This window comes from Isoptericola sp. NPDC056605 (assembly GCF_042792795.1).
Lineage (GTDB): Bacteria > Actinomycetota > Actinomycetes > Actinomycetales > Cellulomonadaceae > Isoptericola.
The window spans coordinates 36224-51897 of sequence record NZ_JBHTVT010000025.1; the positions used below are offsets into that span (position 1 = coordinate 36224).

Here is a 15674-nt window from a genome sequence, read left to right on the forward strand (position 1 = left end):
CACCGTAGGTCCGCGCGGCGCGGTCGGAGGGATGAATCTGCGGGTGATGTCGGCGCGCGCGGGTGCAAGACCAGGGGGTACGGCGACACAGTCGCGTCGAGGGGTGGCGCGCGCCCTCGCGCGCCCAGGACCGCAGGAGGCCCGGTGGACCCGGACGAGACGGCGCGTGTCGACGACGGCGACGACGACCGCGACGACCGCCGCGACCGCGACGACGGCGACGACACGGCGTGGTTCGACGCCCTCTTCGCCGCGCACGCGGGCGCGGTGCACCGCTACCTCGTGCGGCGCCTGCCCGCGGGCGGCGCGGACGCGGAGGACCTGGCCGCGGACGTGCTGGCCACCGCCTGGCGTCGTCGGGCGGACGTGCCGCGCGGCGCGGAGCTCCCGTGGCTCTACCGCACCGCCGGCTTCGTGCTGGCCAACCACCGCCGTAAGGCCCGGCCGACGCCCGTCGCCGTCGTGCCCGAGGTGCCCGACGACGTCGACCCGGCGGCGCTCGCCGTCGACGACGACCGCGTGCGTGCGGTCCTCGCCCGCCTCTCGCCGCGCGACCGGCAGGTGCTCCTCCTCGTCGCGTGGGACGGCGTCGGGGGCGACGGGCTGGCGCAGGTGCTCGGCGTCTCGCGCGGGGGAGCCGACGCCGCGCTGTCCCGCGCCCGGGCGCGGCTGCGCGCCGCGTGGGACGCCGAGACCCAGGACGGCGAGACCCAGGACGGCGACGGTGCGGCCGAGGGCGACGCCGCGGCGCAAGCCGGCGCGCGATGACGACACAGACGGGGTGCGAGACGCCCGCCGGACCGGCGGGCCGTGGGGCCGGGAGGACAGGATGAGCCGGGACGAGGGCCGGGACGAGACGCGCGGTGACGTACCCCAGGGGGAGTCCGCGGCTCCGGACGTGCCGCGCGACGACCGTGACGACCGTGACGACGTGGCGTTCGCGCGCCTGCGGGCGGCGGACCCGGCCGCAGGGGTCGAGCCGGCGGGTGCGGGGCTGCGGGCGAAGGTCGACACCCGGCTGGCCGCGGACGGTGACGCGACCGTGGCCGAGGGGGCGGGGGGCGCCGACGACGGGGAGCGCGACGGCGACGAGCTCGCCGCCCGCCGTGGGTGGCGCCGCACGCCGTGGCTGGCCGCCGCGGGCGTCGTGGTGCTCGCGGCCGTGGGCGTGGGCGGGTACGCCCTCGGCGGCGCTGCCGCGCCCGGCGCCTCCGAGGCCGCCGACGCCCCGGTCGTGCTGAACGGCGGCGGCCGGGGCGCCGGGTCGGCCGGCGACGACGCCGCGGCCGGCGGAGCGGCGATGGGTGCCGCGGAGGACTCGGCGGGGGACGGCGCGTCCGGCGCGGCGTCGTCGGCCGCGGCGGGTGATGCCACCCTGCCGAGCTGGTACTCGTCCGGTCGCGCGCTGTTCCACGGCGACGGCCTGTCCACCGCGGGCGGCACGGCGTCGGCCTACGCCCTCGACGCGACGGACGTCGCCACCCGTGAGGGGGCCGCCCGGCTCGCGGAGGCGCTCGGTGTCGAGGGGAAGCCACGGTGGGAGTACGGCTGGTCCGTGGGCCCCCAGGACGGCAGCGGACCGCACGTCTGGCTGTCCGCCGACGGTAGCGCGACGTTCGGCTACAACGACCCCGGCGCCGACCCGTGGCGGTGCGAGGACGCCGTCGCGCGCAGCGACGGAGGAGACGACGGGGAGGACACCGAGCCCGCGTGCGACGAGCCGGCGACGTCGTCCGTCGGGGACCGGGAGGCGCGCGACGCACTCACCGACGCCATGCGGAGCCTCGGCGTCGACCCCGACGCGTTCGAGATCGAGGTGGGCGAGAAGACCGACGGCGACCCCGGCCGGTGGGTCACCGCCTCCCAGGTGGTGGACGGCACGCGCACCGGGGCGCAGTGGAGCGCGACCGTCGGGGAGGAGGGCATCGCCTGGCTCGACGGCTTCCTCGCCACGACGGCCGACCTCGGCGAGTACCCCGTGATCAGCCCGGCCGAGGCGGTGGAGCGGCTCGGCGACCCGCGGTTCTCCGGCTCCGCCTGGCCGGTCGTGCTCGCCGACGAGGAGGCCATGTGGGCCGAGACCGAGGAGGACGGGACCGAGCCGTCCGCGCCCCCGGCTCCCCCCGCGGCCGGCGACCCGGTCGACTGGCCGGTGTCCGACGTCGAGATCACCGACGCCAGGCTCGGCCTGGCGCAGCAGACGCAGGACGACGGGTCCGTCGTCCTCGTCCCCGCGTACGAGCTGTCCGACGCCGACGGCAACGCGTGGTCCGTCGTCGCCGTCGCCGACGACGCGATGGACTTCTCGGCGCCCCGTTGAGCGCTGTCGAGCGCCGCGCCCGACGGCGCCGCCCCGGACGTGACGGCCACCACGCGGGCGGTCCCTGACGCGGAGCGCGGGTGCGGGTTACGGTCGTCGTGACCTGTCCCGGAGCACGAAGGAGAACTCCTATGTCCACCCGCACCGCACGCACCGCCTGGAACGGCGACATCCAGCAGGGCTCCGGCCGGGTCGAGCTCGCCAGCTCGGGCGTCGGGACGTTCGACGTCTCGTTCCCCCGCCGGACGGCGGACGCCGCGGAGGGTGTCACCAGCCCGGAGGAGCTCATCGCGGCCGCGCACTCGTCGTGCTACGCGATGGCGTTCTCGCTCGAGGTGGCGAACGCCGGCGGCACGCCGGGCAAGACCGACGTGACCGCCGACGTCACCCTGACCCCGGCCGCGGGCGGCGGTCTCGAGATCTCGAAGATCGCGCTGACCGTCGTCGGCTCCGCCGCCGGGATCGACGCGGACGCGTACCGCGCCGCCGCCGAGGCCGCGAAGGCCGGCTGCCCGGTCTCCAAGGCGCTGGCGGGCGTCGGCGAGATCACGCTGGACGTGACCTTCGAGGGCTGACCGCGAGGTAGTCCGCACGACGGCGAGGTAGTCCGCACGACGGCGAGGTAGTCCGTGCGCGGACTACCTCGCCGTCTGTCGTACTACCTCGCGGTGCTTCGAACTACCTCGCGGTGCTTCGAACTACCTCGCGGAGTTTCGTACTACCTCGCGTGGAGGGGAACTCCCTCGCGGGGATCGGGACTACCTCGGCGTCAGCGGGCGGCGAGGGCCTTGCCGGCCGCGACGGCGTCCTCCTCGGCCTGCTTGGCCATCACGGCGGCGAGGTCGGTGAACTGGTCGAGGGCGGGGTTGACGCCCACCAGCGTGAACTCGCGCTCGACGACGGTGAGGTCGGCCTGCCAGAGGTCGGCGAGGATGCGCCGCAGGTAGTCGGTGTTGTGGTCCCAGCCGGCGCGGGGGCTGCCCTCGCCGTAGGAACCGCCGCGGGTGGTGACGAGCACGGTGGGCTTGCCCTCGAGCACGGGCACGCCCGCGCCCGCGCCGGTCGTGACGAGGTCGATCCAGGTCTTCGCGTGCTGCGAGACGCCGTAGTTGTACAGCGGCAGGGCGAGGACGAGGGCGTCGGCGGCGCGGACCTCGTCGGCCAGGGCCGCGGCGAGGTCGAGGGCGGCACGCTGCTGCGGGGTGCGCTCGGCCTCCGCGACGAACCCGCCCGAGGTGGCCTGGGCCCAGGCGTCCGCGGGCAGCGGGTCCTGGCCCAGGTGCCGGGAGACGACGGCGGTGCCGGGGCGGGCGGCCGTGACCTCGGCGACCACGGCGTCGGCGAGGGCCGAGCTCGCGGACAGGTCGCCCTGGATGCTGGCGTCGAGGCGAAGAAGCGTCATGAGGTGGTTCCTCCGGTGCGGGGGTCGCCGGCGGGCGGGCGACGGGCGGGAGAGGGCGTCCGGGAGGACGTCGTCTTGAACGTTCAACACGAACGTACCCGCGACGGTGTTGATCGTTCAAGTCGGCCTAGGATGGAGTATGCCGTCCGCACCGACCGACGCCCCGGTGTGGCTCGACGAGGACCAGCAGCGGAGCTGGTCGTCGGTAGCCGCGCTCCTCATGACCCTGCCCGCCACGCTCGACGCGCAGCTGCGCGCCGACGCGGGGCTCAACCTCTTCGAGTACCACGTGCTCTCCGCCCTCGGGGAGGCTCCTGACCGCACCCTCGGCATGTCCGACCTCGCGGCACTGTCCCGCGGCTCGCTGTCGCGCCTGTCGCACGCCGTGGGTCGCCTCGAGCGTTCCGGCCTGGTCGAGCGCACCGCGTGCTCGGACGGGCGGCGGCGGATGGAGGCGCGGCTCACGGAGGCGGGCTGGCGCAAGCTCGAGGCGGCCGCCCCGGGGCACGTCCGGGAGGTGCGCCGCCTCGTGGTGGACGCCCTCGGCGAGGACCAGCTCGCGGCGCTCGGCGCGGCCGCCGACGTCGTCGTGCGCACGATCGACCCGGCGCTGGCGTGCGCCGAGCGCGCCCGCGGCATCGGCTGCGGGCCGCTGCCCGCGGAGTCAGCCGAGCAGGGGCGGTGAGCCGGCGCCCGTGCCGGCGATGACGCCCTCGACGGTCTCGCGCAGCACGTCGCGCGGGTCGTGGGTGGGTTCCCAGCGCAGCAGCTCGCGGGCGCGCGTCGCGTCCAGGACGACGTCGGCACGGGCCATGTCGAACCAGCCCACGTCGATGGGGGCGAGGCGCAGCCGGGAGGCGACCGACAGCCCGGTCCGCGCGACGTCGGGCGAGACCTCGACGCTGCGGCCCGCCGAGAGCGTGTCGGCGAGGTCGGCCGACGTGAGCCAGCCCTCGGGGGCGAGGTTGAACGCCCCGGGGTGGCGGCCGACGACGACGGCGCGGTACGCGTCGGCGGCGTCGTCGACGTGCATCACCTGCAGGCGCAGGCCTGCGAGCGCGGGCACCGCGGGCAGCAGCGCTCCCTCGGGGGCGCGCTTGGCGGCGAGCCGCAGCGCGCGGGTGCCGAGCGGCCCCAGGAAGTAGCGCCCGAGCTCGGCGCCCGCCTCGCGCTGCAGCATGAGCGCGGGCCGCACCCGCGTCACGACCAGCCGCGGGTGCCGCGCGGCGACGTCGTCGAGCATCCGCTCGACGGCGGCCTTCTGCACGGAGTAGGACGACGTGCGTACGCCGCGCCGCGGCCAGTCCTCGCGCACGAGGCCGCCGTCGTCCGGGCCGGGGGAGTAGACGCCGGAGGTCGAGCCGAACACGAGGTGCGGGACGCCGCCGCGCACGACGGCGTCGGCGACGGCCCGCGAGCCGTCGAGGTTGAGGCGCCGGGCCTGCCCGGAGTCGCGGGCGGACGGCGGCGCCCAGGCGAGGTGGACGACGGCGTCGGCGCCGAGGAAGGCCTGGTCGAGGCCGCGCACGACGGCGTCGGCGGTGTCGGTGAGGTCGACGCGGACCCACTCGGCGGCGGAGTGCGGGTAGGCGACCGTGCTGCTGCCGTCGGCACGGGGCACCCGCCGGGCGACGCCGACGACCGAGGTCACGGCGGGTTCGCGGGCCAGGGCGCCCAGCACGGCGGTCCCGACGTTCCCGCTTGCTCCCACGACGACGACGCGCACGGTCCGACCGTAGCCGCGGCGGCGTCGCGGCGCGCGTGCAGCGCTCGCGTGTACCGCCCACACGGGGTGTATGGCCAACACCGTGTGTATGCCGTACGCTCGTGTACGTCATACACAGACCGACCGGAGAGGAACGGCCATGAACGACCCGATGATCGCGGTGCGGGGGCTGCGCAAGTCCTACGGACGCACCGCCGTCCTGCGCGGCGTCGACCTCACCGTCCGACGCGGCGAGATCTTCGCGCTGCTCGGACCGAACGGCGCGGGCAAGACGACCACCGTCAACATCCTCACCACGCTGGTGCAGCCGGACGGGGGCACGGCGACCATCGCGGGCGCCGACGTCGTGAAGCAGCCCGCCGCGGTGCGGCGCAGCATCGCGCTGACCGGCCAGTACGCGAGCGTCGACGAGTTCCAGACGGGCGAGGAGAACCTCGTCATGATGGCCGACCTCGCGCACCTGCCGAAGCGCGTCGTGCGGCGTCGCGCCCACGAGCTCCTGGAGCGCTTCGACCTGACCGCAGCGGCCCGTCGCCGGGTCGGCACCTACTCGGGCGGCATGCGCCGTCGGCTCGACCTGGCGATCAGCCTCGTCGCCGACCCGGCGGTGCTCGTGCTCGACGAGCCCACCACCGGCCTCGACCCGGCGTCGCGCTCCCAGCTGTGGGAGGTCGTGCGCGGGCTCGCGGACGACGGCACCACCATCCTCCTCACCACCCAGTACCTCGAGGAGGCCGACCGGCTGGCCGACACGATCGCCGTCCTCGCCGAGGGCACCATCGCCGCGCGCGGCACGGCCGAGGAGCTCAAGGCCCTCGTCGCGGGGGACCACGTGCGCGTGACGTTCGACGACGCCGCGAGCCTCGCCACCGCGCGCGAGCTCGGCGTCGCCGGCCTCGACGCCGCGGAGGAGGACCTCAGGGCGCTCGCGCTCACGTTCCCGAGCGCCGAGCCCGTCCGGGCCATCCGCGACGTCCTCGACCGGGCCGAGTCCCGAGGCCTCGCCGTCGCGGGCGTGAGCGTGGTCAAGCCCACCCTCGACGACGTCTTCCTGGCGCTCACCGGCAGCGCCGCCACCGACCGCACGACCCGCACCACCGACCAGACCGCCCCCGAGGAGGCCCTGCGATGACCACCACCCTGGCCCCGCCCGCGCGCACCGCGCACGGCGCGGTCCGTCCGGCGTCCGTGCACGCGCCCCTGCGCGACGTCGCCACCATGACCCGGCGCGAGGCGCGCCGCTCCCTGCGCTCGGTCGACGGGCTCATCACCGCGTTCGCGCTGCCCGTGCTCATCATGTCGGCGTTCGTGATCGTCTTCGGCGGCGCCATCTCCGGCGGCACCGGGGGCGAGTACATCGACTACGTCGTGCCCGGCGTGCTCGTCATGTGCCTGGGCATGAACTCGGCCACGGCCGCCACGGGCGTCGCCCAGGACATGACCACGGGCACGATCGACCGCTTCAAGACGCTGCCCATCTTTTCCTCGTCGGCGCTGTGGGGGCACGTCATCGCGAGCGTCGTGCGCAACCTCGCGTCCGTGGTCGTGGTGCTGCTGGTGTCGCTCGCGTACGGGTTCCGGCCCGACGCCGACCTCGGCCAGTGGCTCGGCTTCGTGGGGTTCACGGTGCTCGCCGTCGTCACGTTCACCTGGCTCTGCGTCGTGTTCGGGCTGGTCCTGAGCGTCGAGGCGTCCATGTCCGTGAGCATGATCTTCCTCTTCGTGCCGTACCTCAGCTCGGGCTTCGTGCCGGTCGACACCATGCCGGACTGGCTGCACGGCTTCGCCGAGCACCAGCCGTTCACCCCGATCATCGAGTCGGTGCGCGGCCTCCTCGCCGGGGCGCCCGACGCCGGCACGATCGTCACGGCGTGCGTGTGGCTGGTGGGCTTCCTGGTCGCGAGCGTCGTCGTCGGCGGCGTCCTGTACCGCCGTCGGACCGCCCGCTGACCAGCGGTCGTCGTCGGTCGAGCCTGTCGAGGCCCCGGTGCGGTCCCGACAGGCTCGGTCGCGAGGAGGTTCATGGATGATGAGCGCATGACGGACACGCCGGAGACGGACCTGCCCGAGTCGGCCCTGCCGGGTGCGGAGCTGCCTGACCTGCCGCCGCGTCTCGCGCTGGCCTGGGGCGTGGCCGAGCGGCCGGAGCGCGTGCCCCGCCGCGAGCTGAGCATCGAGCGCATCGTCGAGGCCGCCGTCGAGATCGCCGATGCGGAGGGCCTCGCCGGCGTCTCCATGGCGCGGGTGGCCAAGAGCCTCGGCTTCACCACGATGTCGCTGTACCGGTACGTCACCAGCAAGGACGACCTGCTGCTGCTCATGCAGGAGGTCGTGCTCGACCTGGAGTTTCCGCCGCCGCACGAGCCGGCGGACTGGCGGGCCGAGCTGCGCGAGTGGGCCCTGTTCACCTTCGAGCTGTTCCGCCGGCACTCCTGGGTCCTCGACGTCCCCGTCACCGGCGCGCCGATCACCCCGGCGAGCCTGCGCGCCCTCGACGCCGGCCTGCGCGCGCTGCGCTCGACGCCGCTCGACGACGGCGACAAGATCGCGACCATCCTGCTGCTCAACGGCTTCACCCGGAACGCAGCGCTGCTCGACCGCGACCTCCGGCAGGCCAACACGGCCGGCACCGACGCGGCCGCGGCCGTGGGCCCCGAGCTCGCGGACACGCTGCGCGCCCTCGTCGACGAGGTCCGGTTCCCGTACCTGCGCCCCATCGTCGAGCGCGGCTCCTACGCCGCGTACGGGACGAGCACGTTCGACGACGAGGAGGACGTCGGATGGGGGCTCGAGCGCACCCTCGACGGCGTCGCGGCGTACGTGGCCGCGCGGGCGGCGGCCGGCGGGCCCGACCCGGAGACCCCGCCCGGCAGCGTCCCGCAGGACGAGGGCGTCGCCGAGGCACTCGCCGTCGCGCAGCGCTACGCCTCCGACCCCAAGGTCAAGAAGGCGGCGGCGAAACGCAAGGACGTCGAGCGCCGGCTCCGCGAGGAGCAGAAGAAGGTGCGCGAGCGGGAGAAGGCGCTGCGCGAGGCGCGCAAGGCGGAGGCCGAGGCCGTGCGGGCCGCGCAGGAGAAGGCCGACCGCGGCTGACCTTCGAGCAAGCGGTCCGTCGCGGGAAGACGTCGGTTCCCGCGACGGACCGCCTGCTCGAAGGCGGGACCGATCGGGTGCCGTGCCGTGGACGCGGCGGCGCCCCCGGGGGACGAATGGCAGAATCGGCGCGTGCCAGCCCAGACACCGACGACCCCGACCCCGGACGGTGACGTGGACCTCGCGCCCACCCGTGACGAGGCGGAGAGCGCGGCCAGGCGCGCGGCCGACGAGGCCCGCGCGGCCGTCGTCTCCGCGCTGCGGACGGTGATCGCGGGCGACGTCGACTCCTCCACCCGGCGGCGCGCGGAGTACTCCACCGACGCCTCGAACTACCGCGTCGTGCCCGACGTCGTGGCCTTCCCGCGCAGCTCGCGCGACGTGGTCCGCGGCCTGGAGGTGCTGCGCGAGCTGAAGATTCCCGTGACGGCACGGGGCGCCGGCACCTCCGTGGCCGGCAACGCGGTCGGCACGGGCGCGGTGCTCGACTTCTCCCGGCACCTGAACCAGGTGGTCTCGGTCGACCCGGAGGCGGGGACCGCCGTCGTCGAGCCCGGCACCGTGATGTCGAGCCTGCAGCGCGCGGGCGCCGCCCACGGCCTGCGGTTCGGCCCGGACCCGTCCACGCAGAACCGCGCGACGCTCGGCGGGATGATCGGCAACAACGCGTGCGGCCCGCACGCCGTGGCCTACGGCCGCACGGCCGACAACGTGGTGGAGCTCGACGTCGTCGACGGGCGCGGGCGCCGCTTCACCGCGGGCCGGGGCGACGCGACGTTCGCCGCCGTGCCGGGCCTGGCGGAGCTGGTGCGCGAGAACCTCGCGCTGATCCGCACGCAGTTCGGCCGGTTCGGGCGCCAGGTGTCGGGCTACTCGCTGGAGCACCTGCTGCCGGAGAACGGCTCCGACCTCGCCAAGGCGCTGGTGGGCACCGAGGGCACGCTGGTGACGGTGCTCGGCGCCACGCTGCGGATGGTGCCCGTGCCGTCGGCGCCGACGCTCGTCGTGCTCGGCTACCCGGACATGCCGGCGGCGGCCGACGACGTCCCGCACCTGCTCGGCCACAAGCCGCTCGCGATCGAGGGGCTCGACGCGCGCCTGGTCGACGTCGTGCGCAAGGCGAAGGGCGAGGCCTCCGTGCCGGCCCTGCCCGAGGGCGCGGGCTGGCTGATGATCGAGGTCGGCGGCGCGAGCCAGGACGAGGCGAGCGCCCGGGCGGAGGCTGTCGTGACGTCGTCGTCGGCCCTGTCCTCGCTGGTGCTGCCCGCCGGGCCGGACGCCACCAAGATGTGGCAGATCCGCGCCGACGGCGCGGGGCTCGCGGGCCGCACGCCCGCGGGCGAGCAGGCGTGGCCGGGCTGGGAGGACTCCGCCGTCCCGCCCGAGCGGCTGGGCGCGTACCTGCGCGACCTCGAGGACCTCATGGAGCGCTACGGCGTCGACGGGCTGCCCTACGGGCACTTCGGCGACGGCTGCGTGCACCTGCGCATCGACATCCCCCTGGAGACGTCGGGGTCGGTGCTGCGCACGTTCATGACCGACGCCGCGCGGCTGGTGGCGTACCACGGGGGCTCGCTGTCGGGGGAGCACGGCGACGGCCGCGCCCGCTCCGAGCTGCTGCCGCTGATGTACACGCCGGAGGCGATCCGGCTCATGGAGCGGTTCAAGGCCCTGTTCGACCCCGACGACCTGCTCAACCCGGGCGTCGTCGTGCGGCCCGCGGCCGTCGACGCCGACCTGCGCCGGCCCGCGGCGAAGCAAGTGCTCTCGACGCTGCCCGTGGGGGACCGGGGGATGGCGGGCTCGGGTCCGCTGCACGGCATCGCGAAGCGGGCGGGCCACACCGGCTTCTCGTTCGCGCACGATCACGGCGACCTCACGACCGCCGTGCACCGCTGCGTCGGCGTGGGCAAGTGCCGGGCCGACAACCACGCCTCGGGCGGGTTCATGTGCCCCAGCTATCAGGCCACGAAGGACGAGAAGGACGTGACCCGCGGGCGGGCGCGCGTGCTGCAGGAGGCCGTCAACGGCACCCTCGTGGGCGGGCTCACCGCGCCGGAGGTGCGCGAGTCCCTGGACCTCTGCCTGAGCTGCAAGGCGTGCTCGTCCGACTGCCCGGCGGGCGTCGACATGGCGCAGTACAAGTCCGAGGTGCTGCACCGTACCTACAAGGGGAAGCTGCGCCCCGTCGACCACTACGCCCTCGGCTGGCTGCCCCGCTGGGCGCGGCTCGCGGGCGGGATGCCGCGGTTCGTCAACAAGGTGCTCGGCGTGCCGTGGATCGCCAAGGCGGTGCTGTGGGCGGGCGGCATGGACACGCGACGGCAGGTGCCGCAGTTCGCGGAGATCCCGTTCCGGACCTGGTGGAGCCGGGGCTGGGCGTCGCACGGAGTGCCCGGGCTGGGCGCCGGCAAGACCCCGCACGACCGTCCTTCGGGCGCGCGCCCGAAGGTCGTGCTCTGGGCGGACTCGTTCAGCGACGCGCTCGCGCCGTCCGTGCCGCAGGCCGCGGTGAAGGTGCTGACCGCGGCCGGGTACGACGTCGTCGTACCCGACCAGCAGGCGTGCTGCGGCCTGACCTGGATCTCGACCGGTCAGCTCGACGGCGCCCGCCGTCGGCTGTCGTCGCTGCTGTCCGTGCTCGGGCCGTACGCGGTGAACGGCATCCCGATCCTCGGGCTGGAGCCCTCGTGCACCGCCGTGCTGCGCTCGGACCTGCTGGACCTGTTCCCCGACGACCCGCGCGCCCAGGCCGTCGCCGACGCCACGCGCACCCTGGCGGAGCTGCTCACGTCGCCGGAGACCGCGCCGGCCGCCGGGGCCGGCTGGGAGATGCCCGACCTGTCCGACCTCACCGCGGTCGTGCAGCCGCACTGCCACCAGCACTCGGTGATGGGTTTCGACGCCGACGAGGCGCTGCTGCGCGCCGCGGGCGCGGACATCAAGGTCCTCGCCGGGTGCTGCGGGCTGGCCGGCAACTTCGGCATGCAGAAGGGCCACTACGACGTGTCCGTCGCCGTCGCCGAGAACGCGCTGCTGCCCGCGCTGCGCGAGCGCGCCGAGGGCACCGAGTTCGTCGCCGACGGCTTCTCCTGCCGCACGCAGGCCGTCCAGCTCGAGGGCACGCAGGGCAAGGCGCTGGTGGAGGTCATCGCCGAGCGGCTCGACCCCGCGAGGTAGTCCCGAATCTGCCGAGGTAGTTCGAGATCTCGTGAGGTAGCCGACTACCTCACCGAGCTTCGAACTACCTCGGCAGATTCGGGACTACCTCGCGGAGCGGCGGACGATCGCGAGGACGCCGGCGCGCGCGGGCTCGGGGAGCTCCGGCACGAGGACGACGAGCGACTCGAGCAGCAGCCGCTCGAGCTCGTCGCGCGCGATGCCGCTGCCGCCCAGCCACGCGGCGGTGACGTTCTCGACCAGGGCCACCCAGCCGCGGGCCAGGAGCTGGAGCCGGTTGCTGGGCGTGAATCCGATGACGCCGGCCGTGGTCGTCATGCGCTCGACGAGCGCGGTGCGGACGCGCTGCAGCGCGTCCTCGGTGGCGTCGTCGCCGGCCAGCGCGCCCCGCCAGATGTCCTCCCAGACGCGCCGGTGCGCGGTAACCGAGCCCAGGAACAGCGTCATCGCGTGCGCCGGACGGTCGGCGAGGGGACGATCGTCGGGTGCCAGCAGCGTCTGCTCCAGGTCGGACACCGCCTCGAGCGCGACCGTGCGGCGCAACGCCGTCGTGGACCCGAAGTAGTGGAAGACGAGCGCCTTGGACGCCCCTGCGCGGGCGGCGGCGGTCGCGGGCGTCAGCACGTCCAGCCCCGCCGCCTCCGCCTCGGCGACGGCCGCCTCGAGGAGCTGGCGGCGCCGGTCCGACGGCTCGTGGCGCGTGCGGGGGCGCGGGGCGGAAGAGGTCATGGCCACAGTTGTACGACGCTATTGACCGCCAGTCAACACCGGTCGTAGAGTTGTTGATCGCAAGTCAACAGTGTGTCGGGGGACGGGGAGCAGGGTGCAGATCACGCTGAGCGGGGTACGGGTCGAGGGGCGTCGGGACCCGATGCTGGAGGCCATGGACCTCGCCTGGTCGACGGGGGAGTGCCTGCTCGTCGCGGGCGAGCCCGGCCACGGGCACACCGCCCTCGCGCTCGTCGCGACCGGGAGGTTCGTGCCGTCGTCCGGCACCGTGCGCCTCGACGGCGCCGCCGTGCCGCCGTCCGCGCTGCGTGCCCGCACCGCCGTCGTCGACGTGCCCGGCATCAGCGAGCCCGACGACGCGCTGTCCCTCGCCGACGTCGTGGCCGAGGGCCTGGCCCTCGCCGGTCGCCGGTCGCTGCCGCGGGACGTGTCGCGGTGGCTCGAGGAGCGCGCCCTCACGGAGGACCGCGGGCGCCGGGTGGACCAGCTGCCCGGCGTCGTGCGCACCGCCGTGCTCGCGGCGCTCGCCACCGAGAACCCCGACGTCAGGTTCGTCGTGCTGACGCTGCCCGACCGGCACGGCGGCGAGCCGGCCGGCTGGTGGGAGACGGCGCGCACGCTCGCCGCGTCCGGGCTCGGCGTGCTCGTGCAGTGCACGCGGTCGTCCGCCCGCGACCTGGGCGTCGACCTGCCGCCCGCGCGCGGCGCCACGCTGCACGAGCCGCCGCGGGTCGTGCTGCGCGAGGTGCCGGGCGCACCCGTCGAGGAGCCCGCCGCGACCGCCGTCCTCCCGGTGGCCGGACCGGACGCCGAGCCCGCCGTCGAGCCTGAGCCCGCCACGGAGCCCGAGCCCGCCGCCGAGGCCGAGGTCGAGGACGAGCTGGAGCCGTCCCCCGATCCCGACGCCCGCGCCGAGGAGGAGCTCGACGACCCGCTCGACGGTGCGCCCCCCGGGGACACCCCGATCCACGACACCCTGGCCGCGACACCGGCCGACGACGCGCAGGAGGAGGCCCGATGACCGCGGTCCGGCTCGCTCTCTCAGAGCTCCGGCGGCTCGCCGCCGGGCGCCTGCCGAAGCTCGCCATCCTCGCGATGGCGCTGATCCCCACGCTGTACGCGGGCCTGTACCTGTTCGCCAACCACGACCCGTACGGGCAGCTCGACAACGTGCCGGCCGCCGTCGTCGTGCAGGACGAGGGCACCACGACGACCGACGCGGAGACGGGCGAGACGACCGAGCGCGACTTCGGCCGCGACGTGGCGGACCAGCTGCTGGAGGACGGCGGGTTCGGCTGGGTCGAGACGTCCCAGGCGGACGCCGAGGCGGGCGTGCGCTCCGGCCGCTACGACGCCGCGCTGATCATCGGCCCGACGTTCTCCGCGGACCTGGCGTCGGCGGGGGAGTTCGAGCCGCAGCAGGCGAGCCTCACGCTCATCACGAACGACGCGAACAACTACCTCGCGGGCACCATCTCGGACACGATCGTGGGCAAGGTGCGCGACTCCATCGCGGAGGAGGTCGGCACGGAGGCCGCGGACACGTTCCTACGCGGGTTCGCGTCGATCCACACGAACCTCGCCGACGCGGTGGACGGCGCGAAGAAGCTGCTCACCGGTGCGACGACGCTGGACGACGGGCTCGCGGACGCGGACGACGGCGCGCACACCCTCGCCGACGGCGCGGCGCAGGCGGCCGACGGTGCCGCCACCCTGGACGGCAAGGTCGGCACCCTGGCGTCGGCGGTGGGCCGGCTCGACGACGGCGCGGGGCAGCTCGCGTCCGGCCTCGGGACGCTGCAGGACAAGACGGCGGACCTGCCCGCCCAGACGAAGAAGCTCGCCGACGGCGCGGCGCAGGTCGCCGACGGCAACGCGCAGGTGGCGCAGTACGGGCAGGAGGCCGCCGACGCGGCTGGGCAGGTGCTGCCGACCCTCGACAGCGCGCGCTCCGACGCGGCGGACGCCCTCGACCAGGGCCGGGCGGACCTGGACCAGCAGCTCTCCGACCTCTGCGCCCAGGTGCCGGCCGACGCCGGCGATCTCGCGGCGCAGTGCGACGACCTGCGCACCCAGGCGCTCGACCGCCTCGACGCCACGCGCTCCGACGTCGACGGCGCCCTCGACGCCCAGCGCAAGGACGTCCGGTCGGCGGTGACGACGGTCGAGGGCGCGTCGGAGAAGCTCGACCAGCTCGCCGACGGCTCCCGGCAGGTGGCCGACGGGGCCGCCACGCTCGCGGGCGCGACGCCGCAGCTCACCGCCGGCATCGCGTCGGCGGCGGACGGCGCGGACCGGCTCGCCGACGGCACCGGGCAGCTCGCCGCCGCCACGCCCGCGCTCGTCGACGGCGTGCACCGGCTCGCGGACGGCACGGGCCAGGTCTCCGACGGTGCCGCCGAGCTCGCCTCCGGCACCACAAAGCTCGCGGACGGCTCCGGGGAGCTGAAGAGCGGCATCGCCGAGCTGCGCGACGGGCTCGCCGAGGGCCTCGGCCAGATCCCCGACCTGGACGACCAGACGCGCGACGACACGGCGTCGACCATCGGCAACCCCCTGGAGGTGCGCAACGACGCCCTGTCGTCGGCGGGCACCTACGGCGCCGGGCTCGCACCGTTCTTCCTGTCGCTGGCCACGTGGATCGGCGCGTACGTGCTGTTCCTGCTGGTGCGGCCGCTGTCCACGCGGGCGCTCGCCGCGGGCAGGTCGGGGCTCGCGACGGCGCTGGGCGGCTGGGCGACGCCCGCCGCGATCGGCGTCGTGCAGGTGGCGGCGATGTTCGCGGTGACGAAGTTCGCGCTGGACATCCAACCCTCCTACGGGCTGTTCACGGCGCTGTTCCTCGTGCTGGTGTCGGGCACGTTCGTCGCGATCCTCCAGGCGCTGAACGTCTGGCTGGGCGCGGCGGGCCAGTTCCTGGGGCTGGTGCTGATGCTGGTGCAGCTCGTCACCGCGGGCGGCACGTTCCCCTGGCAGACCATCCCGCAACCGCTCAAGGCGATGCACCAGTTCATGCCGATGACCTACGCCGTCGAGGGCCTGCGCCAGCTGCTCTACGGCGGCAACCTCGCCACCGTCACGCGCGACGTCATGGTGCTCCTCGGCGTGCTCGTCGTCGCGCTGGCCCTCACGACCCTCGCCGCCCGCAGGCAGCGCGTGTGGACCGTGACCAAGCTGCAGCCCGAGCTCGTCCTCTGACCTCCCGCCTGTTCGGCAAGGGGCAG

13 protein-coding genes are annotated in these 15674 nt (G+C 75.2%); 10 read left to right on the forward strand and 3 right to left on the reverse strand.

The annotated features are described in order from the left end of the window. Positions 1–144 precede the first annotated feature (144 nt). From ACFQ8Y_RS19840 to ACFQ8Y_RS19850, 3 genes are all read left to right on the forward strand, one after another. Complete coding sequence (locus tag ACFQ8Y_RS19840) at positions 145–768, forward strand: RNA polymerase sigma factor (protein WP_430586513.1); 624 nt, start codon at positions 145–147, stop codon at positions 766–768. A gap of 61 nt (positions 769–829) precedes the next feature. Continuing rightward, positions 830–2320 (forward strand): hypothetical protein, encoded by a 1491-nt coding sequence (locus tag ACFQ8Y_RS19845; RefSeq protein WP_430586514.1) that lies wholly within the window; start codon positions 830–832, stop codon positions 2318–2320. 131 nt (positions 2321–2451) lie between these two features. After that, positions 2452–2895 carry an OsmC family peroxiredoxin gene (locus ACFQ8Y_RS19850; protein WP_430548551.1) on the forward strand — a complete coding sequence of 148 codons (444 nt, stop codon included), beginning with the start codon at positions 2452–2454 and terminating at the stop codon, positions 2893–2895. Between the two features lie 194 nt (positions 2896–3089). Here ACFQ8Y_RS19850 and ACFQ8Y_RS19855 read toward each other — a convergent pair whose 3' ends face one another. Next, the gene (locus ACFQ8Y_RS19855; protein WP_430586515.1) at positions 3090–3722 is read right to left on the reverse strand and encodes an FMN-dependent NADH-azoreductase; all 633 of its coding nucleotides are present in this window, start codon (positions 3720–3722) and stop codon (positions 3090–3092) included. A gap of 139 nt (positions 3723–3861) precedes the next feature. Between ACFQ8Y_RS19855 and ACFQ8Y_RS19860 the strand changes: the two genes are divergently transcribed. Then, positions 3862–4407, forward strand: coding sequence for a MarR family winged helix-turn-helix transcriptional regulator (locus tag ACFQ8Y_RS19860; protein WP_430586516.1), 546 nt, complete (start codon positions 3862–3864; stop codon positions 4405–4407). Here ACFQ8Y_RS19860 and ACFQ8Y_RS19865 read toward each other — a convergent pair. Beyond that, on the reverse strand, positions 4387–5448 hold the full coding sequence (locus ACFQ8Y_RS19865) for an NAD-dependent epimerase/dehydratase family protein (RefSeq protein ID WP_430586517.1): 1062 nt from the start codon (positions 5446–5448) through the stop codon (positions 4387–4389). The two genes, ACFQ8Y_RS19860 and ACFQ8Y_RS19865, sit on opposite strands and share 21 nt — an antisense overlap. 139 nt (positions 5449–5587) lie before the next feature. On the opposite strand from ACFQ8Y_RS19865, the gene ACFQ8Y_RS19870 reads away from it, so the two are divergent. The 4 genes from ACFQ8Y_RS19870 to ACFQ8Y_RS19885 all read left to right on the forward strand — a co-directional run bounded on the left by ACFQ8Y_RS19870 (position 5588) and on the right by ACFQ8Y_RS19885 (position 11721). Then, a complete protein-coding gene (locus ACFQ8Y_RS19870; RefSeq protein ID WP_430548555.1) occupies positions 5588–6580 on the forward strand; it encodes an ATP-binding cassette domain-containing protein in 993 nt (330 codons plus the stop codon). Next, complete coding sequence (locus ACFQ8Y_RS19875) at positions 6577–7398, forward strand: ABC transporter permease (protein WP_430548556.1); 822 nt, start codon at positions 6577–6579, stop codon at positions 7396–7398. Before ACFQ8Y_RS19870 ends, ACFQ8Y_RS19875 begins: the two co-directional genes overlap by 4 nt. An 87-nt stretch (positions 7399–7485) precedes the next feature. Then, complete coding sequence (locus ACFQ8Y_RS19880; RefSeq protein ID WP_430586518.1) at positions 7486–8541, forward strand: TetR/AcrR family transcriptional regulator; 1056 nt, start codon at positions 7486–7488, stop codon at positions 8539–8541. A 132-nt stretch (positions 8542–8673) separates the two neighbouring features. Further along, positions 8674–11721, forward strand: coding sequence for an FAD-binding and (Fe-S)-binding domain-containing protein (locus ACFQ8Y_RS19885; protein WP_430548558.1), 3048 nt, complete (start codon positions 8674–8676; stop codon positions 11719–11721). 84 nt (positions 11722–11805) lie between these two features. On the opposite strand, the gene ACFQ8Y_RS19890 is transcribed toward ACFQ8Y_RS19885, so the two are convergent. Continuing rightward, positions 11806–12450, reverse strand: coding sequence for a TetR family transcriptional regulator (locus ACFQ8Y_RS19890; protein WP_430564812.1), 645 nt, complete (start codon positions 12448–12450; stop codon positions 11806–11808). Positions 12451–12544: 94 nt separating this feature from the next. Here ACFQ8Y_RS19890 and ACFQ8Y_RS19895 point away from each other — a divergent pair, with 94 nt between their 5' ends. After that, positions 12545–13471 (forward strand): hypothetical protein, encoded by a 927-nt coding sequence (locus ACFQ8Y_RS19895; protein ID WP_430586519.1) that lies wholly within the window; start codon positions 12545–12547, stop codon positions 13469–13471. Continuing rightward, positions 13468–15648, forward strand: coding sequence for a YhgE/Pip family protein (locus tag ACFQ8Y_RS19900; protein ID WP_430586520.1), 2181 nt, complete (start codon positions 13468–13470; stop codon positions 15646–15648). Before ACFQ8Y_RS19895 ends, ACFQ8Y_RS19900 begins: the two co-directional genes overlap by 4 nt. Positions 15649–15674 lie beyond the last annotated feature (26 nt).